24 protein-coding genes are annotated in these 24,322 nt (G+C 33.0%); 13 read left to right on the top strand and 11 right to left on the bottom strand.

All coding sequences use genetic code 11. The features are described from left to right. Nucleotides 1–4: 4 nt before the first annotated feature. Nucleotides 5–601 (bottom strand): hypothetical protein, encoded by a 597-nt coding sequence (locus tag GSY47_RS22155; RefSeq protein ID WP_179001789.1) that lies wholly within the window; start codon nt 599–601, stop codon nt 5–7. Between the two features lie 64 nt (nt 602–665). Continuing rightward, nucleotides 666–4,100, bottom strand: coding sequence for a hypothetical protein (locus GSY47_RS22150; protein WP_179001788.1), 3,435 nt, complete (start codon nt 4,098–4,100; stop codon nt 666–668). Between the two features lie 195 nt (nt 4,101–4,295). Between GSY47_RS22150 and GSY47_RS22145 the strand changes: the two genes are divergently transcribed. After that, complete coding sequence (locus GSY47_RS22145) at nt 4,296–5,357, top strand: helix-turn-helix domain-containing protein (protein WP_179001786.1); 1,062 nt, start codon at nt 4,296–4,298, stop codon at nt 5,355–5,357. Nucleotides 5,358–5,474: 117 nt separating this feature from the next. After that, on the top strand, nt 5,475–7,712 hold the full coding sequence (locus tag GSY47_RS22140) for a TonB-dependent receptor domain-containing protein (RefSeq protein ID WP_179001784.1): 2,238 nt from the start codon (nt 5,475–5,477) through the stop codon (nt 7,710–7,712). A gap of 1 nt (nt 7,713) precedes the next feature. On the opposite strand, the gene GSY47_RS22135 is transcribed toward GSY47_RS22140, so the two are convergent. The 3 genes from GSY47_RS22135 to GSY47_RS26470 form a co-directional block, all read right to left on the bottom strand. After that, nucleotides 7,714–7,926 carry a hypothetical protein gene (locus GSY47_RS22135; protein ID WP_179001782.1) on the bottom strand — a complete coding sequence of 71 codons (213 nt, stop codon included), beginning with the start codon at nt 7,924–7,926 and terminating at the stop codon, nt 7,714–7,716. Between the two features lie 22 nt (nt 7,927–7,948). Then, the gene (locus GSY47_RS22130; protein WP_179001780.1) at nt 7,949–8,179 is read right to left on the bottom strand and encodes a DUF5808 domain-containing protein; all 231 of its coding nucleotides are present in this window, start codon (nt 8,177–8,179) and stop codon (nt 7,949–7,951) included. Nucleotides 8,180–8,262: 83 nt separating this feature from the next. Beyond that, nucleotides 8,263–8,487 (bottom strand): hypothetical protein, encoded by a 225-nt coding sequence (locus GSY47_RS26470; protein ID WP_379786789.1) that lies wholly within the window; start codon nt 8,485–8,487, stop codon nt 8,263–8,265. 490 nt (nt 8,488–8,977) lie between these two features. On the opposite strand from GSY47_RS26470, the gene GSY47_RS22120 reads away from it, so the two are divergent. Continuing rightward, the gene (locus GSY47_RS22120; RefSeq protein ID WP_179001776.1) at nt 8,978–9,337 is read left to right on the top strand and encodes a helix-turn-helix transcriptional regulator; all 360 of its coding nucleotides are present in this window, start codon (nt 8,978–8,980) and stop codon (nt 9,335–9,337) included. 75 nt (nt 9,338–9,412) lie between these two features. Here GSY47_RS22120 and GSY47_RS22115 read toward each other — a convergent pair whose 3' ends face one another. Then, entirely contained in the window at nt 9,413–10,672 is a 1,260-nt protein-coding gene (locus tag GSY47_RS22115; RefSeq protein WP_179001775.1) for an aspartate kinase, read from the bottom strand. Nucleotides 10,673–10,838: 166 nt separating this feature from the next. Continuing rightward, nucleotides 10,839–11,327, bottom strand: coding sequence for a GNAT family N-acetyltransferase (locus tag GSY47_RS22110; protein ID WP_179001773.1), 489 nt, complete (start codon nt 11,325–11,327; stop codon nt 10,839–10,841). A 262-nt stretch (nt 11,328–11,589) separates the two neighbouring features. On the opposite strand from GSY47_RS22110, the gene fbp reads away from it, so the two are divergent. Then, the gene (fbp, locus tag GSY47_RS22105; RefSeq protein ID WP_179001771.1) at nt 11,590–12,594 is read left to right on the top strand and encodes a class 1 fructose-bisphosphatase; all 1,005 of its coding nucleotides are present in this window, start codon (nt 11,590–11,592) and stop codon (nt 12,592–12,594) included. 205 nt (nt 12,595–12,799) lie between these two features. Here fbp and GSY47_RS22100 read toward each other — a convergent pair whose 3' ends face one another. After that, nucleotides 12,800–13,231, bottom strand: coding sequence for a TerB family tellurite resistance protein (locus GSY47_RS22100; RefSeq protein ID WP_179001769.1), 432 nt, complete (start codon nt 13,229–13,231; stop codon nt 12,800–12,802). 167 nt (nt 13,232–13,398) lie between these two features. On the opposite strand from GSY47_RS22100, the gene GSY47_RS22095 reads away from it, so the two are divergent. The 6 genes from GSY47_RS22095 to GSY47_RS22070 all read left to right on the top strand — a co-directional run bounded on the left by GSY47_RS22095 (nt 13,399) and on the right by GSY47_RS22070 (nt 17,451). Continuing rightward, nucleotides 13,399–13,992, top strand: a complete 594-nt coding sequence (locus tag GSY47_RS22095; protein ID WP_179001767.1) for a HupE/UreJ family protein — start codon at nt 13,399–13,401, stop codon at nt 13,990–13,992. A 5-nt stretch (nt 13,993–13,997) separates the two neighbouring features. Then, on the top strand, nt 13,998–14,429 hold the full coding sequence (locus GSY47_RS22090; protein WP_179001765.1) for a deoxycytidylate deaminase: 432 nt from the start codon (nt 13,998–14,000) through the stop codon (nt 14,427–14,429). After that, on the top strand, nt 14,430–16,007 hold the full coding sequence (locus tag GSY47_RS22085; protein WP_179001763.1) for a S41 family peptidase: 1,578 nt from the start codon (nt 14,430–14,432) through the stop codon (nt 16,005–16,007). A 16-nt stretch (nt 16,008–16,023) separates the two neighbouring features. After that, complete coding sequence (locus GSY47_RS22080; RefSeq protein ID WP_179001761.1) at nt 16,024–16,389, top strand: nuclear transport factor 2 family protein; 366 nt, start codon at nt 16,024–16,026, stop codon at nt 16,387–16,389. 89 nt (nt 16,390–16,478) lie between these two features. Further along, entirely contained in the window at nt 16,479–16,796 is a 318-nt protein-coding gene (locus GSY47_RS22075) for a hypothetical protein (RefSeq protein ID WP_179001759.1), read from the top strand. 37 nt (nt 16,797–16,833) lie between these two features. After that, complete coding sequence (locus GSY47_RS22070; protein ID WP_218651376.1) at nt 16,834–17,451, top strand: hypothetical protein; 618 nt, start codon at nt 16,834–16,836, stop codon at nt 17,449–17,451. A 2-nt stretch (nt 17,452–17,453) separates the two neighbouring features. Here the strand turns inward: GSY47_RS22070 and GSY47_RS22065 are convergent, their stop codons facing one another. The 3 genes from GSY47_RS22065 to GSY47_RS22055 form a co-directional block, all read right to left on the bottom strand. Next, entirely contained in the window at nt 17,454–18,059 is a 606-nt protein-coding gene (locus tag GSY47_RS22065; protein WP_179001936.1) for an FAD-dependent oxidoreductase, read from the bottom strand. A 1-nt stretch (nt 18,060) separates the two neighbouring features. After that, nucleotides 18,061–18,264 carry a hypothetical protein gene (locus tag GSY47_RS22060; RefSeq protein ID WP_132987565.1) on the bottom strand — a complete coding sequence of 68 codons (204 nt, stop codon included), beginning with the start codon at nt 18,262–18,264 and terminating at the stop codon, nt 18,061–18,063. Nucleotides 18,265–18,373: 109 nt separating this feature from the next. Further along, nucleotides 18,374–18,952: a MarC family protein gene (locus GSY47_RS22055; protein WP_091494800.1), complete on the bottom strand. Its 579-nt coding sequence runs from the start codon at nt 18,950–18,952 to the stop codon at nt 18,374–18,376. A gap of 318 nt (nt 18,953–19,270) precedes the next feature. On the opposite strand from GSY47_RS22055, the gene GSY47_RS22050 reads away from it, so the two are divergent. The 3 genes from GSY47_RS22050 (at nt 19,271) to GSY47_RS22040 (ending at nt 23,810) form a co-directional block, all read left to right on the top strand. Then, nucleotides 19,271–19,840 (top strand): DUF3109 family protein, encoded by a 570-nt coding sequence (locus tag GSY47_RS22050; protein ID WP_091494802.1) that lies wholly within the window; start codon nt 19,271–19,273, stop codon nt 19,838–19,840. Between the two features lie 335 nt (nt 19,841–20,175). Continuing rightward, complete coding sequence (locus GSY47_RS22045; protein ID WP_179001755.1) at nt 20,176–21,153, top strand: ribonucleotide-diphosphate reductase subunit beta; 978 nt, start codon at nt 20,176–20,178, stop codon at nt 21,151–21,153. A gap of 263 nt (nt 21,154–21,416) precedes the next feature. Next, nucleotides 21,417–23,810, top strand: coding sequence for a ribonucleoside-diphosphate reductase subunit alpha (locus GSY47_RS22040; protein ID WP_179001753.1), 2,394 nt, complete (start codon nt 21,417–21,419; stop codon nt 23,808–23,810). The last annotated feature ends 512 nt before the right edge of the window (nt 23,811–24,322 follow it).

Raw genomic sequence — 24,322 nt, 5'->3', positions numbered from 1 at the left:
TTTCTTAATCCTGAATATAAGTTTTATTACCATTTTTGTTAATGTAGTATTTCCCGCCTCTTGGGCCAGTGTAAACTTTTTTACCATTGTATTCGCCAGTAACTTTGTCTGGAACTGACGGTGCTTTTTCGTTAGTTTCCTTTAAAGTCTTTGTGGCAGATTTTTTAGCAGCAGTAGCATCTTTTTTTACGTCATCAGCTTTAGCCTTGGTTTTTTTAGCTTCCGCTTTAGTATCGTCCGCTTTAGCGGTTGTTTTTTTTGCATCGGCTTTAGCCTTATCTGCTGTACTTTTAGCTTTGTCAGATGCAACTGTCGCCTTTTTAGCATCGGCTTTTGCTTTTGTGGCTTCTTTGTCGGCAGTTTTTTTTGCTGCGTCAGTCGATTCTTTTTTTGCTTTAGAGGAAGCTGCTTTGGCGTCATCTGCTGCTTTTTTAGATTTTGTTGCTTCTTTTTTGGCATCAGCCGAAGCTTTGTCTGCACTTGCTTTTGCTTTTTTTGCTGAAGCTTCTGTTTTTGTTTTTGCCGCTTTTGCAGTTGTTTCTTGGGCGTAGAAATTGGAAGAGAAAACAACTAATAAACAGATTAATACTAATTTTTTCATAAGGTTATACGTTTAAATTTTCAATTAAAGTTAAACATTTTTTTGTCACCTTTTTCGCAGTGCATTAAAAATATGCTCGAAGCTGAATGTTGCCAGTATGAATCGTATTTCCAGTTTCGCTTTTACGTCCTAGATAGTTCAAATTAACATCTAAAAATGATGTAATGTTCTTTTGTAAAAGTAGTTTCCAAACTAGATTAGATCCTGCTTGAAGTCCTTCGAGCATTTGAAAACCTACGGATGAAAATTCGTTACCATTAAATTTATTTTCATAAAAAGAAAACTCGCCATTTACAGTTACTTTCTTTTCGCCGGCATAAGAAAACGAAGTTCCTATGCGGTTTTGTTTTAAAGTTTCAAAATTGCCTATTTGATTTTTCTTGTTCTGAAGTTCATAAAAGAAATCTAGTTTAGTGTTTTTTGAAAACAAATAACTCACTTTTGGTGCCAATTGCCAGCCATTAATATCATAGTTTTTTTCTTCAAAATCTTCTGAAACCAAATCAGTTTTGATGGTTTTAGTAAAGAAATTAAATAACCAGCTTTTTTGATACAAATGCGTATATTGAATTTGATGTGAATAATTGCGGACATTTTGTGAACCAATAGAAAGCAGACTTTTTCCTTTATTGACAAGATAAGAATAGGTAACCGAATGTTTCTGACGGCCTCGGTTGTAAAATAAACTGTTTCTAAAACTCGAATTTAAACCTAAAATATTTTCTTCAGAAGAATTAAACGGATTCAGTTCCAGTTTTTCTCCTTCACTTTTTACTTTTCGATCCATTATAAAAGAAGTCTGATTGTAGAAGTAAGACAGCAGTTTCTTGAAACCTTTTTCGTTCTGCCATTGCAACGGATTTAAAGTTAAAGACTGTGAAAACTTATTTTGATTGGTTTTGATGTAAATCTGATTCGGCAAAAAGATCCTTACATATTTTGCCTGATCCTGAAAAACTGCGATTTCAAATTCCTGTAATTCCTGAATTCCGTTGCCGTTATAATCATTCCAGGTATAAACACCTTGTCCCGTTGGCACTTCGACATACGTAAATTCCTGCTGTGCAATAGTTCCGGAACTGGTTTCGTAAGTAGTTCCAATCTGCATTAATTGGTTAAAGAAACGGTCATTGTATAAAACTCTCGAATTTAAAGAAGGTTCATTTTGTCTGGATTGATTTGTAAAATCCAGATTTCGATAACTCGCATAAACCGCTAGATCGGTTGTTTTGTTCTGAATTAGTTTGGACTTTAAATAATAGGTCTGAGAATTATTGACATGCTGTAACAGTCCATTTTGCAAACTGTCGTTTCGCCTTTGCAGGAAACCAACTTCTACAAATACTTTAGTGCTGTCGCCACGTCCAGTAAAAACTCCATATTCTGAAAAACGCTGGCTTAAAGCCGAAAACTGATTGGTCACTTTATCCTTTTCCTGATTGTCTTCAAGCTGCATTGTTCCTCCAACCCAATTTTTTCCAAAATGATATTTTGTTCTGGTTTGATTTCTAATGAATTTTGAAGTTGAAGCTGTGGCATCAGAATTCAGAAAACTTCCATTATTCTCAATTGTCCAATTTTTTATCTTAAATAAAGCCGAAGTCGTATGTCTAGAACCTGTATAACTTTCACTGAAATCTAATTTCTCAAATTGATACGTTACCAAACCAATATTTGAGTTTTTTTTATTTGAAAACAAATCAAAATTAAAACCCGTAACCAAAAGGCTCTGATTACCCAAAAGTGTTCCCGTTAAGTTCCAGTCGCGGTTGAATTCAATATTATACAAACGTTCAATAGATTTAAAATCCTGCTGTACATATTGATAATTAGCAAAGGCATCTAAACTCCAGCTTCGGGAAAAAAGTCTTTTTTTAAGATTGGTTTTAAAAGCAACACCTTCATTATTAGAATCGTCAATTGGAGAAAATAAATTTTGATCGTTGTTGCTGACAGCCAATTCAAAATCGACCAAAGTTTTCTCGTTTGGATTATACTTTCCTAAAAAAGAGGCAACCTGAAGTTTCATTGGCGCAACAAGCTGTACAATAGGTTCATAATTTCCCTGTAAAATACCATTTATAGGTTCTACATATTGATAAATACGTTCTACCGAATTATTGTTTTGAATGATATAATTTCCTGCATTGGCTCCAACCTGACTAAATCTCACATTGTACAAAACATCTTGCGGATTATTCGAATACTCGTAAACTTCAACCGAATTTATTATAATCTTTTTATACAAAATTTTATTGTCGGCATATTTGTCTTCGTAGGCAGAAGGCGCTTTCATTAAATTAATATCATCTCCTGCTTCACTTAAAATCTGGACTTGTTCCGGAGAAAGATTCTGTTGTAAAGGCTGATTTTTTAAATCATTTTCAGAATATAAATAACCGCCAAAACTCCAATTCTTGTTTTCGTGTGTTGCGCCTGCGTAGGTCACAAGTCGATTGTAATTTCGTTCAGAATATTGGTATTCTACATTAATTCTCATTTCTGAAGTAATGGTGAAAAGCGAAGTAAAAACAATTTCACCAGCATTATAATCAATAACATAATCATTGTTTTCGCCACGTTTCAATAAAACACCATTTACGTAAACACGTTCAGAACCTGAAATTACCAAAACGTACAATTCGCCATTTTGTCCTTTTAGTTTATACGGTCCTTGATTTCCTTCCTGACCTGTAAAGGTACTTTTGGCATATTGTCCTTTTACAAAAGCAACAGAAGCAAAGACATTCGTTTTGCTTTTTTCGGTATCAAAATCAAAACTGGCAGAAAGTCCCTGAACTTTTTTATTGAAATTCATGAATTGGGTTTTTCTGTTTTCTAAAAAAACATCACCTGCGCGAATGCTCCAATCGTCACTGAAAAGTTCCATGAAAATATTATCAAACTGATCGAGTTTTTGAGAATAACCGCCATCTTGCAACGGAATGTTATTATCTTGAAGAGAAGCACGAAGACTTACTTTGTCTGAGATTTTACCAGTTATCTGTAAATCCAGATTGGAATTTAAAACCGTGCTCTGATTGTTCCCAACAGTGATTCCTCGTGTAATGCTTCCGGAAGTATTTAATCCGTCAAAAGGTGTTACTTTTTTGGCATTTGCATTATTATCGATTCGGTATAATTTTTCGGTTCCAACATCGCTGTTTACAATTTGATCCGATTTGTAAAGGCTGTATTCTTTGGTTAAGAAATCCGGATATTTGAGATAATTGACAATTAAAGTATCAGAAGCTGAGGGAAAGTTTTCTTTTAAGAGTAAAAAGCCTTTTTGGAAATCAATTTTATAAAAAGACGAATCGATTGGTTCTTTTTTAGTATTTAAAAGCTGAAAGAAACCCGAATTGATGCTGACATTTTCAATCCGAATAGTATCTTTTGTCGTTATTATTTTTTTGGTTTTGTATAACGATTCAGTTTCCTGAGCCTGAAGGGCCGAAAACCAAATGAAAACCGTCAAAAACAATAATTTTTTCAACATAATACCTTAACTCTGAAAAGTCAAAAGTAGTATTTATAATCAAGAAATCGTGAGGCTTTTGTTTATTGACAAATGGATGGATTTAAAATACTTTTTCATTTTTAAATATAGTTGTCAAATATATTTTTGAAGTATTATTCTCATCGTAAATCAATCTTTTTTTTAGCTTTGTTCAGGATATAACAAACATAAATTATGGATACCAGTAAAGAACTTTTATTCTTTTTTAGTGCTTTGGGTTCTTTTAACGGAATTATATTGGGCATTTATTTTTTCTTTTTTACCAAGAAAAAATACCTGACCAATTATTTTCTGGGCGCGCTTTTATTTGCTTTAAGTATTCGAATTGGGAAATCGGTGTTTGTTTATTTTCACCCTGAATTGCCAAGAATGTATTTACAGTTGGGACTTACAGCTTGTTTTTTCATTGGACCTTGTTTGTATTATTTTCTAAAATCCGGAGTAGAAGAAGTTCATATAATGCCAAAACTTTGGAAAATGATACTGCTGTTCTGGGGAACTCTGATTGTTGGAGTTGGAATTATATATCCGTATGAAAACCATTCCGATTTATGGAGAAATTATCTCATCATCATCATTTACTTTCAATGGTTTGTTTATATCGTTTTCTCTGGATTTACAATTAGAGGCGTTTTAAAGAATTTTTTCAGCCTTAAACAAAAAACAAGCCCGTCTGAAATGTGGTTCGGAACCCTTTTTCTGGGAAATTTTCTATTATTCCTTTTTTATTTTTTAGCGATTATGGGCGCTTCTGCTGCAACTTACATCAGCGGAGCGGTAGTTTTCTCTTTTATTTTATATCTGATAATTTCTATTCTTTTATACAGAAAAAAAACCGACGATTTGTTTTTGTTGAATGCTCAAAAGAATTCAGGAAAGAAAATTGATTCTACTGAAGCTAACATTATTTCGGAAAAGCTGGAAAATATAATGAATGAAAAGAGTCTGTATAAAAACCCCAACTTAAGTCTTCAGGATTTGTCTCAGGAAATTAATATTTCGAGCCATCAATTATCACAATTTTTAAATAATAACCTCGGAAAGAATTTCACCAGCTTTGTGAACGAATTTAGAATTAATGAAGCTTGCAAAATCATAACCTCAAATGATAAACTGACTTTGGAATCGGTTGGTTATGATGTAGGTTTTAATTCAAAATCAACTTTTTTTGCTGCATTTAAAAAACATACCGGAACTACACCTTTAAACTATCAAATACAGGCTTTACAGGCCTAAACTAGAGTATCGATTTATAAATTCGTACTCCTGATTTCACTTTCTGCAACCTCATTTATTGATTTTCGGATGACTTTTGTTTCAAATAAAAGTCAAACCGTTAATCGTTAAATTTTTATGAGATTTCTAAAATTAGTTATCATTTGTATTTTTTTCCTGTTTTTCTTATCAATAGAAGTAAAAGCCCAGCGCATAAAAAAAGTTACAGATAAAAGTTTTTATAGTGATGATGTACTTTTTGGGAAGTTATTAAAGTCTGCTCAAGATACTGTAAAGACTAAAGAAAAAGAACACAATGAGTTAAATGAAGTGGTTATAAAAAGACAGGCTTCCTTATTAAAATATGGAGCAAATGGAAATATTGATGTTAATGTCAATGGAACTGTTCTCGCAACAAGTAGTTCAGTAAACGAATTGTTAGGAAGAGTGCCAAATGTTGTCGTTGCCGATGGAGAAATTAATGTTTTAGGAAAAGGGGAAGCTATTATTTATCTCAACGGAGTTTTGATTAATTACGAACGATTTGCTGCAATTCCGGTTTCGCAAATTCAGAAAATTGAAGTCATCTCAAATCCTTCTTCCCGATATGATGCCGAAGGAAAAGCAGTAATTAATATCATTACAAAGCAAAATATAGAAAGCGGGATTATGGGAACTGCAAATCAGCATGTTTCGGTTTCTAAATTTGGAGGAACAAGTTATAATACACTTTTTGATTTTAGTTATTCTAAAGGAAAATTTTCTTTTATCAGTAATTATGGCTTGCAGTTAGGCAGGAATCGGGAATTATTGTACACGACAAGAACTCGTCCGAATCCGGAAGAATTTATGAAATCAGAATTGACGACGGATTGGAAAAGAAGATTTAATAACTATTCCAATTTTGGTTTCGGACTGCAATATAATTTTTCTTCTCAAGCTTATATTTCATTAGCCTATAGTGGAAATGTGAATGACTTAGGAGGTATTACAGAAAGCAGAAACGCTATTGTTAATAATTCTGGAAATAGTTTTTATGCTACCGATGTACACAAAAATGATGTTTTACTGAATCAGTTTATTAATCTGAATTATAACTTGACCACAAAAAAAGGTTCAACCTTATTTGTCGGATCGCAATTTTCTAATTATAATCAAACCATAAGAGATTTTATTGAAGAAAATAGCTTGGTTGAAGAAACAGATTCTGATAGATATTTGAAAAATAATGTCGGAAGCCGAATTAATATAATGGCCATCCAAACAGATTATTCCAAAAAAATCAATGAAAAAACAAAGTTAGAATTAGGAGCCAAATTTAGTTATGCAGCCATAAATTCTGGAACAGATTTTTTGGTTTCCAGCGATGATGTCAATTTTGAATTGGATGATAAACTTTCGAGTGATTTTGAGTATAATGAAAAAATAGCTGCTGCTTATTTCAATTATGTCAGAACATGGAATGATAAAATCAATTTTTCACTTGGTGCAAGAGCCGAAAAAACAAGTTATAATTTATTTACCAATACAGACGGAATTCAGAAATTCGAAAAAAGCTATGGTAATTTCTTTCCGAACCTAGTTATGAATTTTGATTTTTCAGAGGACTGGAAAGGGCACTTTTCTTATGCTGCTAGAATTACAAGACCTAGATATCAGGCTTTAAATCCGTATGTGATTTATCAAGATCCGTTTACAACTATTGAAGGAAATCCAAACCTGCTTCCGGAAAAAACACATGCTTTTGAAATTGGGACGATGTACAAAAAGTTCGATTTTAAAATGGGTTATACTTATAAAATTGACCCGATTTCAGCAGCGGCGTTGCGTGGCGATACACCAAATAGTTATATTTTGAGAGCTTTAAATCTGGAAAAAGGGCATACTGTTTTCAGTTCGCTTTCAAGATCTTTTAATTATAGATGGTGGAATTCTACGAATACTATTAGTGTTAGCTGGCAGAAATCTGTAGATAATTATTATGCATTTGTTTTTAGTCCGGTAAAACCTCAGTTTTATTTTTATAGCAATAATACATTTACAATTCCTAAACTTTTTAAGCTGCAACTTTTAGCTTGGTATTTAAGCGACAGAAGTTATGGATTAGGAAATGAAAACAGCCGTTCGACCGTAACTTTAGGAATCGAAAGAAATTTTTTCAAAGACGCTTTAAAACTCAACTTTTCAGCCAATGATATCTTTCATAAATTTATGGTTTCTGGAGATTATAATGTTGGCCAGACTCAAATTTATTACCATAGAACTTATGCCAGTAATTATTTTAAATTGATCGCAACTTATAATTTTGGAAATTCGAAAAAGACCACTTATACAAAATCTGAAATTGAACAGTCCGAAAATACTAGGGCGAGGTAAGTTATATGTTTTTAGGCTCTTTTTCTTTTTTGATTTCTACCCTGTAATTTAAAAAGACAGCAAACCATGTCAGTGCAGGGCCAATTGAGTATCTAAAATCTGAAAAAGAGATATCTTCAAGACTATCTTTTTGAAATAAAGAACTTAAGTCAAAACAGATATATAATAGAACAACAATAAGGAAAGTCAATAAAAGGTTTTTTTTTGGTTTCATATAATTTTAGAAAATGGGTAAATTATCTTTTTACGCTTTCACACAAAATCATTAAAATGAGAATCATAATAACACAAAGAAAAACCGAATTAGGATTAGCAAAATTAACTGTCCATCCCATTTCTTTTATCCTTTTCGGAGGAAATATTCTTTTGTCCTTAGGATTATAATAAAAAAGTCCCCATATCCAATTGTCTGGATCTTGGCTCCAATTATCTTTTTCTTCTTCAGATGGTTCATGGTTGTGATTCATGTTTTTTGGATCATTTTGTTTTGTTACTGTATCGATAACCTAATGCAATAATAATTACAAGTAAAGAGATTAGTAAAGTTGTGTTATTCATTGCTTTTAGAATGGTTTAGTTTTAATTTTTTTTCTGTTTTGTACAAAACAATTATAACAAACAATATCAAACCTATAAGTACTGACAATTCAGTGAATCTGGTACTGCCGTAAATTATGTACAATGTAATTTGAATGAGAAGCAGAAGAGATAATAGAACTAGAAAAAGATTAGTGCTGTATTTTTGAGCAAACTCCCAGTTGGATTTACTTTTCATTGAATTTGCTGTTCTATAACCATATAAAGAATTTATATTCTTTGGAGGAAATATTTTGGTTATAAGCATCACAAACAATACAAGGATAACTGTTGGGTTTTTTGATAAAAGATTTAGTATTTCCATATTTTTAATTGGTTTGTTTTGGAAATTTCGTACCCCATCGAAGACATAACGAAGTAAGGATTGATAATAGAATTGCCAAATACATCATAGGATTGCTTTTGTTAGCTATTATTTTTTCAAGAAAAGAATCGCTATCTTCAAAAAACATGATTCTAAACATTAATAATGCATAGAGGGGAAGCAAAATGTAATTGATTATTATGTATGTTTTAGTATGATTTGGTTTCATGGTTTCAATAATTATTTATGCAATTTAATCTTTTCTAAATAATTCAAATATTACCCTAAAATAGGGTAATAAAAACCTATAATCGAATAATTATAAGATAATTCCTGTATTTATATTTGTAAAAATAATTAAATTATGAATAAAATTGTAGGAAATAATTTAAAAATGTTACGTAAATCTAAAAGCATGTCACAGGAACAGGTTGCAGATCATTTAAATATTTCACAATCTGCGTATGCAAGAATGGAACGTGGGGACAGTACTTCGTGGGCAAATCATTTTAAAAACATTTGTGAGCTGTTTGGTAGAGCCCCAGAGGAATTAGTAAAAGAAGAACTAGGCATTAATTCGAGTGAAAATTTATTTGATGCAGAACGTCAAACGGAACGTGCCTTGATGACTGTTTATAGAAAAATAATAAAACAATACGAATTACAAATTAAAGATTTGAAGAAGATCATTAAGTATCTGAATAAGGAAAAAAAACAAAATTAAAAAAGGCCTCACAAATTAAGTGAAGCCTTTCTAAAATATATTTGAATTGAAATAATTACCTTTTATAAAGCAATATTAATTAAGTTCTTTAGTCACAATCTGCATCGTTTCACGGCTAACTTGTTTTAGTAAAACCTCTTTGTTAGCTTCAACAGTTTGTGCAGCTTCTTCTGTAAAATGACGAATCGTATATAATGTTACATTCTCACTATATTCAACTTTGAATTTTTTAGAAAGAATAGCATTTAATTCAGGGAAATTTCCAAATTTATCTTCTACACAAACAGAGAAACTAATGGCAGAGTTCTGAATTAAGTTTACTTTGATTTTAAACTCGTGAAACAAACCAAAAATTTCACTAATGTTTTCTTCCATAATGAAAGAGAAATCAATAGAAGAAAGAGAGATTAAAAGCTGTTCTCTTTTTACAATAAAACATGGATATTGTGGTTCCAAATCAACACCTTTAGAAACGCAGGTTCCTTTTAATAAAGGATTCACAAACGATTTCACATACAAAGGAATCTCTTTTTTCTGTAACGGCTGTAACGTTTTTGGGTGAATAACCGTTGCTCCGTAAAATGCTAATTCGATAGCTTCACGATATGAAATTTGGTTTAGTAAACTTGCATTTTCAAAATAACGAGGGTCGGCATTCATAACTCCAGGAACGTCTTTCCAAATGGTTACGCTCTCGGCATTTAAGCAGTAAGCAAAAATTCCAGCAGTATAATCAGAACCTTCACGGCCTAAAGTTGTCGTGAAATTGTTTTCGTCAGCACCTAAGAAACCTTGTGTAATATTTAGTTGTTTTCTTGGAACATTTTTGCTGATATTTTGCTGCGTCGTTTCCCAGTCCACTTCCGCATCTCTGTAGTTGGCATTCGTTTTAATGAAATTACGAACATCAAGCCATTGTGTCTGAATTCCTCTGAAATTCATATAATGACTTAAAATATTGGTAGAAATCAATTCACCAAAACTCACCACCTGATCGTAAACGAAGTTGTAATTTGGAGATTTATTGTGTGCTAAAAAATATTCCAATTCAGCGAACTGCGCATTTACAGCTGCAAAAACGTCATTGTTTTCATCTTCAAATAAATCCAATAAGATTTGATTGTGGTATTTTTTGATTTCTTGTACAGAAGAATTCAACTCTGTCGATTTATCAAAATAATTCTTGATAACCACTTCAAGAGCATTTGTTGTTTTTCCCATAGCGGAAACAACCAATATTACATCTTCATACCCCACTTTTTGTAAAACGTCATATACGTTTTTAATTCCATCTGCATCTTTCACCGACGCACCACCAAATTTAAATACTCTCATTTTTAATTTTAGATTTTTTAGATTTTAGATTTTAGATTTGAGGAAATCTATTATTTTTTTTATTAGCCACGACCCGAGCGATAGCGAAGAGGCGAAGCAATTCACGAATTTTTTATTCACTAAGATTTTAAAAAATAATAATTCGTGAATTAGTGGCTAAAGACTTTTATAATTTTTCTAAGAACGCATTCACTCCAGCTTCATCCATTTGAACGACCTGCCAATCGTCAAGGATTTTTGCACCGGAATTTTTGTAAAAATTAACGGCTGGTGTATTCCAAGCCAAAACATTCCATTCTACTCTTCGAACTCCATCTCTTTTTCCTTGTTTCATGATTTCGGCGTAAAGCGCGGAACCTAAACCGGTACCTCGCATTTTTTCTTTTACAATTAAATCTTCAAGGTGTATTGTTTTTCCTTTCCAAGTCGAATAACGGTAATAGTATAAAGCAATTCCAACGATCTCTTTTTGTTTTTCTTCGTTTTCAATCTCTGCCACAAAAACCTGAAAAAGCGGTTTTTCTCCAAATCCGTCACGAACTAAATCTTCTTCTGTAATCACTACAGCTTCAGGTTCTTTTTCGAATATTGCCAGCTCCTGAATTAGCTCCAACACCGATTTCATATCCTCAGGATTTCCTTTTCTAATATTCATAATTGGTAAACTTTATTTTTTTGTCCTTTATAGTATTGCTTTTTCCCGATATAGAATTTGTTTTCACAAACATTTGAAAGAAGCAATTTTATGTATTCGTATTTTTATTTAATTATTATCAAATAAAAATCATTTTAAAAGTTGCTTTTCGCAAAATATTAGCAAATATACAATAAGGGCAAACTAACAAAATAATTTTTAAATCATTCTCACAAAATAAGCGATATTTGTGACTTAAAAATAAAACTATAACGATTTAGCAATGGAAGAACGCAATAAAACACTGGGAGAGTTTATTATTGAGAACCAAAAAGCATTTCAGTATTCGTCGGGAGAGCTCTCGCGAATTATCAACTCTATTAGATTGGCTGCCAAGGTCGTCAATCATAAAGTAAACCAAGCGGGTTTGGTGGATATTATTGGCGCCGCGGGCGAACAGAATATCCAAGGAGAAGACCAGCAAAAATTAGATGTCTATGCCAACGAAGTATTTATCCAGACGTTAATAAACCGTGAGATTGTCTGTGGTATTGCTTCAGAAGAAAACGACGATTATATTACAGTTCAGGGGAGCGACAACTGTCATAATAATAAGTACGTGATCTTAATGGATCCGCTTGACGGATCTTCAAACATTGATGTGAATGTTTCAGTAGGAACGATCTTTTCTGTTTTTAGAAGAGTAACGCCAATTGGAACTCCGGTAACCAGCGAGGATTTTTTACAACCGGGAATCAATCAGGTGGCAGCAGGCTATGTAATTTATGGAACTTCAACCATGCTGGTTTACACGACAGGACATGGAGTAAACGGATTTACTTTAAACCCCGCAATAGGGACTTTTTATCTTTCACATCCGAATATGCAATTTCCAAAAGATGGACATATCTATTCGGTAAACGAAGGAAATTATGTTCATTTTCCACAAGGGGTAAAAAATTACATTAAATATTGTCAGCGAGAAGAAGGTGACAGACCTTATACTTCAAGATATATTGGAAGTTTGGTTTCAGATTTTCATCGAAACATGATTAAGGGCGGTATCTATATTTATCCAACAAGTTCTAAAGCGCCAAAAGGAAAGTTGCGTTTATTGTATGAAGGTAATCCAATGGCGTTTCTTGCAGAACAAGCCGGAGGAAAAGCAACAGACGGATTTAATAGAATTATGGAAATCCAGCCAACAGAACTGCACCAAAGAGTTCCATTTTTCTGCGGAAGCTATAATATGGTAGAAAAGGCGGAGGAATTTATGGCGGCTGAATAAAAGTATTCAGTAGTCAGTTTTTAGTGTTCAGTCACTACGCAAACCTAACAGGTTTTAAAAACCTGTTAGGTTTTTTGGTTTCAAGATCATTAGGATTAAAAACAACAAACCCGATAGGTTTTCAAAACCTGTCGGGTTTATAATTAAATTTCGTTTCAATTTTTCATCAGTTATAAACTGAACACTAAAAACTGACTACTGAATACTATTTATTCATATTCTCCATTTCAAATAAGAAAGTGTCTAAATCTACTTTCTGATCCACAAGAGATAATGCTTTTGAAACAATGTAGTTTACGTTTCCTGGAGTAAAACCTAAAGCAAGTCCCATACGAACTAACATTACTTCTTGTTTGTCTCCTAAATGGTGATCTACATGAACCATTTTGGCTAGATCATACAAACGCTCTAAACGTTGTGTATATAAATAAGGAGGATTTATAGGATGTTTCCAAGGATCGGCAAGGATTTCTTTATATTCTTCGTCTGAAATTTGTAATGTAGAAGCAATTTTATTCAAAAATTCCTGTTCCTCTGGGCTTATTTTTCCGTCAGCAAAAGCAACACGCACAATTGCAGAGAAATGACCTCTGTTTCTTTGTTTGAATTCGTTATCAAATAATTCTGAAAATGGCATAATTAATTAGTTTTAAAGAACAAATATAATCCTATTTTTAAATTATTGATTTTAAATTTCTCATAAAATTTAACTTATTTTTATTGAAGGATTTGATAGCCTAAATCTTTAATTTTGAAAATTAATCGTAAGTTTACAGCCCCTAATTATTTAATTATATTACACCTATGTCACAATTTTGGATTTATTTTCAAATAGGATTAAAACACGTTTTGGATATTCATGCCTACGACCACGTTCTTTTTTTAATCGCCCTAACTGTTCCATATTTATTTAAGGACTGGAAAAGAATTTTTCTATTGGTTTCGTTGTTTACAATTGGACATACATTGGCTTTAATTCTTTCGGTTTACGGCATAGTAACTATAAAAGTTAATCTGGTCGAGTTCTTAATTCCTATTACGATTTTAATAACGGCTCTGTATCATTTATTTACAGCTGGAAAGACTTCAAAAAATGATAGTGTAAATCTGGTATTTTTTATAACTTTATTCTTTGGTATTATTCATGGTTTAGGTTTTTCTAATTATTTCAAAACAATTTTAGGAGGATCTGCAACATCAAAATTGTTACCTTTGGGAGAGTTTGCCTTAGGGATTGAAGCTGCACAACTCGTAGTGGTTTTTGTGGTTTTAATAATATCATATATAGTGCAAACCGTTTTTCGTTTTTCAAAACGCGACTGGGCACTGGTAATGTCGGCTTTTGTTATTGGAGTTGTAATTCCAATGATTATCGAAAGTCCGATTTGGAACAGATAAAATAAATGGAAGTAAAAAAATTGAATAAATACGATAAAGCGTATCTTCGAATTGCAAGAGAGTGGAGTCAGCTTTCTTATTGTAAAAGAAAACAAGTTGGTGCTATTATCGTAAAAGACCGAATGATTATTTCTGACGGTTACAACGGAACGCCATCCGGATTTGAAAATTGCTGTGAAGATGAAGAAGGCTTAACACGCTGGGATGTTTTACATGCCGAAGCAAATGCTATCCTGAAAGTAGCAAGATCAACACAATCTTGTGAAGGGGCAACATTATATATTACGCTTTCGCCTTGCAAAGAATGCAGTAAATTAATACACCAGTCGGGGATAAAAAGAGTGGTGTATAAAGATGGATATCGCGATGATTCTGGAATTCAATTTTTAATAAAAGCAGGGGTAGAAGTACAGCATATTCCTGACTTAGAAGAGTAAATGAAATTTAATTCGAAATATTTACCCATAATAATCGGAGCAACCTTTGCTCTGGGAACGGTTGTTGGAAGCCTTATGAATGCTCCAGCCGATGATCAGCTTTTGGCTAAAAATTACTCTAAAACCAAACTCAACAAACTGATTGATTTTATCAATAATGAATACGTTGACAGCATCAATACAGACTCTATTGTTAATCTTACTGTAGATAATATTCTTTCCAAATTAGATCCGCATTCGGTTTATATTCCGCCAAGCGAACAGGCTGAGGTTGCAGAAAGCATGAAGGGGGATTTCGTTGGAATTGGGATCAATTTTTATATGTATAAAGATTCGGTTGCCATTATAAAACCAATTGAAAACGGCCCTTCAGCGAAAGCGGGACTGAAATCGGGAGACCGAATTTTATTTGCCGGAAAAACTAAATTGTACGGAAGAAAACTGCCTTCAGATAGTTTGTTTTCAAAATTAAAAGGTTTGCAGGGATCTGAAATCGAATTGACGGTTTTTAGAAAATCAGAACAGAAAAAATTAAAATTTAAAGTAAAAAGAGATGTTATTCCAATTAAGAGCGTTGATGCTTCTTTACTGATTGGAAATAATGTCGGTTACATCAAGATAAATCGTTTTGCAGAAACTACTTTTAACGAATTCAAAACAGGCTTAACGAGATTAAAACAAAAAGGAATTCAGTCGCTTGTAATTGATCTTCGTGATAATGGTGGTGGTTATATGGAAGAAGCAATTGCAATTGCAGATGAATTTTTAAAAGACAAACAATTGATTGTTTTTACAAAAAGTAAAAATGGTTCTATCGATAAAACATTTGCTACAAAAGCGGGAAGTTTTGAAACCGGAAAAGTGTATGTTTTAATTAATGAAAACAGTGCTTCTGCGAGTGAAATTTTAGCTGGAGCAATTCAGGATAATGATCGCGGTACAATAGTAGGAAGACGTTCTTTTGGAAAAGGTTTAGTTCAAAGAGAAATGGATTTTAACGACGGCTCTGCTGTTCGTTTGACTGTAGCACGTTATTACACACCAACAGGAAGATCAATTCAAAAGCCTTATAAAAAAGGGAATGAAGATTATTTTAAAGAATCTGAATCCAGAATTACGACGGGAGAATTGTATGCTAAAGATAGTATAAAAGTAGCCGATTCGTTAAAATTCAAAACACCAAAAGGTAAAATCGTTTATGGTGGCGGCGGAATTGTTCCTGATGTTTTTGTTCCGATGGAAGCAGAGCACGGAAATGAAAATGTAGGCTATTTATTGCAGACAGGAATTGTCGGGCATTTTGTTTTTGAAGAATTGGACAAAGATAGAAATGCTTTTGCAGGAGATAATTTCAATACGTTTTTGGCTAAAATGAAGAATTCAGATGTGTACTTTAAAAAGTTTAAAAACTACATTTTGTTGACTGGTTTAGATTTAAAACTAGACAAGACCAAAGCATTAGTAAATCGCTATATTACGGCTGAATTTGCACGACAATTGTTTGGAGAATTGTACTATTATGATGTGATCTTAAAAGATGATGCCATGATTAAAACCATTCTCAATCCGAAGAAATAAAATCAATTTTTATATCATGAAAATAGAAACCGTTATTAATACAGAAGTTGAGCTTCTAACTGCTATTAAGAATTCGGATGTTACAGCTTTGGAAACCTTTCTTCACGATGATTTATTATTCAATCTTCCAGACGGACAAACGATAACTAAAGAATTTGATTTGAATTCGTATCGCTCAGGTAAAATGAAAATTGATTCTTTGGAAGCTTCGGATCAAATTATTAATATCATTGATGATTCGGCTGTAGTTGCTGTTACCATTTCATTAAAAGGAACTTACGAAACAACTCCAATAAACGGTGTCTTCAAATACATCAGAGTATGGAAACAATTTGAAAATAATCTAAAAGTTATTGCGGGAAGCTGTATTCGGCTGGCATGAATCTTGGAAAAGAAAATAATATAAACTTAAAATAAAACTTAGCGAACCTAGCATAAACCCTTGCGAACTTCGCGGTTAAACTAAAATATATGAAAAATCTAAAAAGAATAACTTTACTAGCAGTTATAATGGCTTTCGTAATCTCTTGCAACACTATGAAAAATGATTCCAATGCTCCAATTTCAGGAAAAGTAGAATCTATAGAAGGAGGAAAAGACGGTTACACCGCAAAAATTACAACAGATACTAAAGAAGTATATTTCGCCACAATCAGTATTGTAAATGTTGGCGGGCCTCAAAACTATAAACAATTAAAAATTGGAGATGTAGTTGCTGTAAAAGGAGAAAAATGGAAAACCGACGACGAGAACCATATAAAAGTAACAGAAATTGTTTCTGTTAAGTAGTAGTTGAAACTTATTAAAAGAAACTAATCAATATTAAATGAATAAGCTTCTGATAGTTTTGATCTTTTTAACTTTTGGATGTTCTTCAAATCAGCAAGATATTAGAAGTGTTGAGTTGATATGTTACAATTGGGATTTAAAGTACCCTACAGAATCTTTTAAAGGGGAATTTTACATTCAGCCAAAATTATATTCCATTCTAAATTTAGAGGGAGATAATCAAAGTTATGTGTGTGAATTCTCTCCTAATAAAAATGAAGTTTATTTTCATTCGAAGATTGATTCGAAATTATTAAATGATTTATTGAAGTTTTTGCCTGAAATAGACGAAAATAAAGCTCTTGTGCACTCTTATAAGCAAGATGGCTGTATGGAAAGCTCTCCAATGTTTAGGTTAAAAGTTGTTTATTTTAACAACGAAGAAAAATATTATCAGTATTATTTTAAAAAAAGCAATAATATAGATTCGGCTATAAAGAAATTGTACGTTACTTTAAAAGTAAATCAGGTTGAGGGAAAATATGAAAAGATGAGAGACACTCTCTCTTTTGCTAAAAAAAAGAAAGCGATAATAGCTTTTTCAATGCATACTGATACATTATTAATGCCTTTACCTCCATTACCAAAATATAATAAAGTGCAATTCAAAAAATAGATTTATCGAATGCTATCATGAGCGTGAGTCTGTACGCCGTTATTCCATAAAGTAAGAATATCTGTTGCGACTGCAGCGCCACTTCCGGCAGCAATTGCCAGCTGACTTCTCCAACCTGCTAAAGTGCCGATAACGTAAATACCGTCAGCAACTTTATGATCTTCATTTTTTAACTGAATACGCTGTTTTTCTGGAAGTGCTTTTTTATGAGGTTCAATATATTGCATTAAGCCTTCAATGTCAAAAGTATTGGCAGAACCAATTCCCACAACGATATTTTTTGTTTGGTAGGAGTTTTTATTAGTAGTGACAGTAAATTCAGGATAAGTTCCTTCTACTTTAATTACTTTTTCATTTGGAATCTGTTCAATATGAGGATAAGTCGAGGCTAGATCCTGCGTGCTTTCTGTAAGTAATTCAGAGCCTAATTTGCCCGGTGTAATGCCGTAAGCATTATAAAAAATTGCTTCTTGCAGAGAAGAAGTTTTTTGATGCGTAAAAATTCCGATTTTTTTATCGGTCACAAAAGCTTTATTTTTTGCAGATCCTAAGACAAGAGCACAAGATATTCCCGATACGCCACCGCCTATGATTAAAACATCAAACATATTATCTGTTTTCATTCATTTTCTCCTCGATTCTTTTTGAGATTCTAAAAATCAAAAGAATCAAAACGGCGCAAAATGAAGCGGCTATTCCAATAAAAGCTACCATACTATCTCCTTGAAAAGGGTTTTTAAAGTCTAATAACGTAATATTAAAAACGATTAAAGCCAATGCTAAAAGCACTAAGATTGAAGTAAAAATTTTCATAAGATTATTTCTGTTTGGTCTAAAATAATAAAGTAAAACTTTAAGGTTTAAAAAATGTCTTAAAGTTGTATTTTAGAAATTTTATGGGGTAAAAGTATAAAAATAAATTTTAGACAAACAAACCTTTAACATTAGCGGCGAATAATTTAACAGCAATTGCTAAAAGTATCACGCCAAATGTCTTGCGAACCACTCCAAGTCCATTTTCTCCCAGTAAATTTTCGATTTTCTTAGAAGACTTCAAAACAATGTAAACCAATATGATATTGAGTAAAATGGCAATGATAATATTAATAGTATGAAACTGAGAACGAAGCGACAATAAAGTAGTCATAGTTCCTGCTCCTGCAATTAATGGAAAAGCCAATGGCACAATAGAAGCAGAACCTGGTTCTTCGTCTCTATAAATTCGAATTCCTAAAATCATTTCCAAAGCCAGAAAAAACAACACAAAGGATCCTGCAACGGCAAATGAATGGACATCAATACCGATGAGATTTAGTAAGCCTTCCCCAACAAAAAGAAAAACAATCATAATAGCTCCGGCAACAATAGAAGCTTTTTCAGATTCTATATGGCCTACTTTAGCTCTTAAATTCACAATAATTGGGATGGAACCTACAATATCAATTACGGCAAAAAGTACCATGCTGACAGTAATGATTTCTTTGAAGTCGATTTCTAACATATCATTTTGATTTTAAGCGTTTAAAAACTGCTGCAAAAGTAAATAATAAAGTTAGGTGTTTTTTCTCTAATATGTATTTTTGTTATAAAAACATGTTTTATGTATTAAAAAAGTGATATTTGTAACAATTGTGTTTTTTGCCACAGAGTTTCGCAAAAATTTTCCGCAAAGATTCGCGAAGTTTAAATTATAAAAGAGTAGAAATAGAATTATTCTCTGTGAATCTTTGCGAGAAACCTTTGCGAATCTTTGCGGTACATTTTTTATCTGCTTTCTTTGACTATCTTTGCACTTTATAAATTAGAGTATTTTAATATCATGTTTCAGTTAGGTAAAACTATTATTTCAGAGGATATTCTGGAGAAAGAATTTGTGTGCAACTTGTCTGCTTGTAAAGGAGCTTGTTGTGTTGATGGAGATGCGGGCGCGCCTTTGAATGAGGCTGAAACTAAAATCTTAGAAGAAATCTACCCAAAAGTAAAGCCTTTTTTAAGAAAGGAAGGAATCGAAGCGATCGAAGCACAGGGAACGTGGGTTAAAGGAACCGATGGAGATCTTGAAACACCACTTATCGATAATAAAGATTGCGCCTATGTAATTTTTGATGGGAAAACGGCACTTTGTGGTATTGAGCAGGCTTATAACCAAGGAATCGTAAGCTGGAAAAAACCAGTTTCTTGTCATTTATACCCAATTCGTGTAAAGGACTTCACAGAATTTGCAGCAGTTAATTATGACAAATGGGATATTTGTGATGATGCTTGTTCTTTAGGAAAGGAATTGGAAGTTCCTGTTTACAAATTTGTCAAAGAAGCGTTGATTCGTCGTTTTGGTGAGGATTGGTATATGGAGCTGGAAAAAGTAGCCGAAGAGCTTAAAAATTCATAAAAATACCTATCCGTTATATAGTCTTTTTGACTACATATTTTTAACTCAAAAAAATAAACTTTTAACTCAAAAAATCTTTTTTGAAAACTATTAAAAATTACTTGCATTTTATATTTAAAAGTCTATATTTTACGGCTGTTTCCGAAGATTTCCGAGTTTTAAATATCTCATTTACAAATAATTAATTATTGTCTGAAAAATATCGCAATTTTTAGCGTTGTTAAAAACTACAGCAGATTGTGAATAAGTTTGCCTTTCATTTTTCCCGTTAATTGACAATCTTTGTACTGCTTGTTTAAGCGCAAAATTCAATACAAAAATTAACAGAATCTGTCATGTCACAAATCGAACCAATATTACAAGAAAATAAAAACCGCTTCGTTATTTTTCCGATTAAACATCATGATATTTGGGAATGGTACAAAAAGATGGAAGCAAGTTTTTGGACTGCCGAAGAAATTGACTTGCACCAAGATTTGACAGACTGGAATAACAAATTAAATGATGATGAAAGATATTTCATCAAACATATTTTGGCATTCTTCGCAGCTTCTGATGGAATCGTAAATGAAAACTTGGCTGAGAACTTTGTAAATGAAGTTCAATATGCTGAAGCGAAGTTTTTCTACGGATTTCAAATCATGATGGAGAATATTCACAGTGAGACGTATTCTTTATTGATTGATACTTACGTTAAAGATGAAGCTGAAAAAACAGAATTGTTTAATGCTTTGGAAGTATTCCCTGCAATTGCTAAAAAAGGAGAATGGGCTTTAAAATGGATCGAGTCTGATTCGTTTGCTGAAAGACTTATTGCTTTTGCTGCTGTTGAAGGAATCTTTTTCTCAGGTGCTTTCTGTTCTATTTATTGGTTGAAAAAACGTGGTTTAATGCCAGGTTTGACTTTCTCTAATGAGTTGATTTCTCGTGACGAAGGTGTACATTGTGATTTTGCAGTTCACTTGCACAATCATCATTTGGTAAACAAAGTGCCAAAAGAAAGAATTAAAGAAATTATTGTTGATGCATTGGATATCGAAAGACAGTTTGTAACTGAGTCTCTTCCGGTAAGTTTAATTGGTATGAATGCTGGTTTAATGACACAGTATTTAGAGTTTGTTGCCGATAGACTTTTGGTTGAATTAGGATGTGAGCGTGTTTACGGATCAGCCAATCCATTTGATTTCATGGACATGATTTCGCTTCAAGGAAAAACTAATTTCTTTGAAAAACGTGTTGCGGAGTATCAAAAGTCAGGTGTCATGAACAATGACAGTGATGCTCAGAAAATTTCATTTGATGCAGATTTTTAGACAACAAAAATACTTTTAGTGTCTATCTTCTAGAGATACTAAAAAAAGATTACAGATTATTTTTTAAGGTTGAGCCTCTTTCCCCAAGTCGCAGGTTCAATAGCAATTTTTGACGTATTTAAATTCGATTTTCGAATTTGAAACAAGTAACTATTGAGAATTTGGTAATTCTCTAAAATTAATTTAAAAACACGCAATGTTTAAGTGCTGGAGTTCGTTCTCTATGTACTTTCATTTTTTCAATAACTATAAAAGGTAAGCTTATGTATGTAGTAAAAAGAGATGGCCATAGAGAGCCCGTAATGTTTGATAAGATTACAGAAAGAATCAAAAAATTGTGCTACGGCTTGAATGAGCTTGTAGATCCGGTAAAGGTAGCGATGAGAGTTATCGAAGGATTGTATGACGGAGTTTCGACTTCTGAATTGGATAATCTTGCGGCAGAAACTGCAGCATCTATGACTATTGCTCATCCGGATTATGCACAATTGGCAGCTCGTATAGCAATCTCAAATTTACATTCTAATACAAAAAAATCTTTCTCAGAAACGATGAAAGATATGTATCACTACGTTAATCCAAGAAATGGTCAAGATGCGCCGTTAATTGCTGATGATGTATACAAAGTGATTCAGGAAAATGCTGCTTTTTTAGATTCTCATATCATTTATACAAGAGATTTTAATTACGATTACTTTGGTTTCAAAACTTTAGAGCGTTCTTATCTTCTTAAAATAAACGGAAAAATCGTAGAACGTCCGCAGCACATGTTAATGCGTGTTTCTGTTGGTATTCACTTAGACGATTTAAAATCGGTTATTGAAACTTACGATTTAATGTCTAAAAAGTTCTTTACGCATGCAACGCCAACGTTGTTCAATGCGGGAACTCCAAAACCACAGATGTCTTCTTGTTTCCTTTTGGCTATGCAGGATGATAGTATTGACGGAATTTATGATACCTTAAAACAAACAGCAAAAATCTCGCAATCTGCGGGAGGAATTGGGCTTTCTATTCATAACGTTCGTGCAACTGGATCTTACATTCGCGGTACAAATGGAACTTCAAACGGAATTGTTCCAATGTTGAGAGTGTTCAATGATACCGCTCGTTACGTAGATCAAGGTGGTGGAAAACGTAAAGGAAGTTTTGCGATTTACATCGAAACCTGGCATGCTGATATCTTTGATTTCTTGGATTTAAAGAAAAATACAGGAAAAGAAGAAATGCGTGCAAGAGATTTATTCTTCGCGATGTGGACTTCAGATTTATTCATGAAACGTGTTCAGGAAGATTCAACTTGGACTTTGATGTGTCCTAATGAATGTCCAGGATTATATGATGTTTACGGAGATGAATTCGAAGCATTGTATACAGATTACGAATTCAGAGGAAAAGGAAGAAAAACAATCCGCGCTCGTGAATTATGGGAGAAAATCCTAGAATCTCAAATCGAGACTGGAACGCCATATATGTTGTATAAAGATGCAGCAAACCGTAAATCAAACCACAAGAATTTAGGAACAATTCGTTCTTCTAACCTGTGTACAGAGATTATGGAGTTTACATCTAAAGATGAAATTGCAGTTTGTAACTTAGCTTCAATCTCTTTACCAATGTTCATTGATAACGGAGAATTCGATCACCAGGCACTTTACAATGTTACAAAACGTGTAACGCGTAACTTGAATAAAGTTATCGACAGAAACTATTACCCAGTAAAAGAAGCTGAAAACTCAAACATGCGCCACCGTCCAGTTGGTTTAGGTGTGCAAGGTTTAGCAGATGCTTTCATTATGTTGCGTATGCCGTTTACAAGTGATGAAGCTAAAAAATTAAACCAAGAGATTTTCGAAACATTATACTTCGCTGCTGTAACCGCTTCTATGGAAATGGCAAAAGAAGAAGGGCCATATTCAACTTTCGAAGGTTCGCCAATGTCACAAGGAGAATTCCAGTACAATATGTGGGGAATGAAAGATGAAGAATTATCAGGCCGTTGGGACTGGGCTTCATTAAGAAAAGAAGTAGTAGAACACGGAGTTCGTAACTCATTGTTAGTGGCGCCAATGCCAACTGCATCGACTTCTCAGATTCTTGGAAACAACGAAGCTTTCGAACCATATACATCAAACATTTATACACGTCGTGTATTGTCTGGAGAATTCATCGTAGTAAACAAACATTTACTAGAAGATTTAGTAAAATTAGGTTTATGGAACGAAGATTTGAAACAAGAAATTATGCGTCATAACGGATCTGTTCAAAACATCGATAAGATTCCGCAAGACTTGAAAGATCTTTATAAAACAGTTTGGGAAATGTCGATGAAAGATATTATCGATATGTCTCGTCAAAGAGGATATTTCATTGACCAGTCTCAGTCGTTGAACTTGTTCATGCAGGATGCCAACTATTCTAAATTGACTTCAATGCACTTCTATGCTTGGCAGTCTGGTTTAAAAACAGGAATGTATTACCTAAGAACAAAAGCGGCTGTAGATGCGATTAAATTCACATTAAACAATGATAAAAAAGAAGAAACAGCTCCTTCTTTAGTTGCAGAAACTGAAGCAATCAGTGTTGAGGATTACAAAGCGATGCTTTTAAAAGCACAAGCGGCAGATCCTGAAGATTGTGAGATGTGTGGAAGTTAATGTACGTGATAAAATATATGGTTAAGTTTTTCTTTTTTATAATTAATTTAAAAGAAAAACTTAACTATTTAAAATTTAGTTCTTTGAATTAATTTGGTTGACTTTAGATTGGCTCTTCAATCTTTCGTCAGGATTGCCCAAGAACACCTTTCCAAAGTGTTAGTTCGAACTTCATTAGTTGTTTGGCTATTCATTTCATTAAAGGGTTCTGTGTCTATCTCGTTTGATGCCACTGTGTATGACAGACAGAAACCTATAGAAACATTGGCACCAAGCTATTTATTTAGTGAGGCGGACAGGCAGAAAGCTGCGGATTTAAAAAAGAATGCGAAATTTCGAAAAAACTTTCGTATGTCGGAAAAAACCTTAATTTTGAAAACTATGAATACACTATCGAATTCAAAACTGGAGAAAACCCAGCAAACCAAAAAAATGCAGTCTTTAACGCTCAAGAGTTCCAGCTTAGATTTCGATTTAAGTTAGCGTTCGACTTTAGATTGGCTCTTCAATCT

The organism is Flavobacterium quisquiliarum, assembly GCF_019308285.1.
Classification (GTDB): Bacteria; Bacteroidota; Bacteroidia; order Flavobacteriales; family Flavobacteriaceae; genus Flavobacterium; species Flavobacterium quisquiliarum.
Note: the sequence above shows the minus strand (reverse complement) of the source record. Positions and strands in the feature narration are given on the sequence as shown.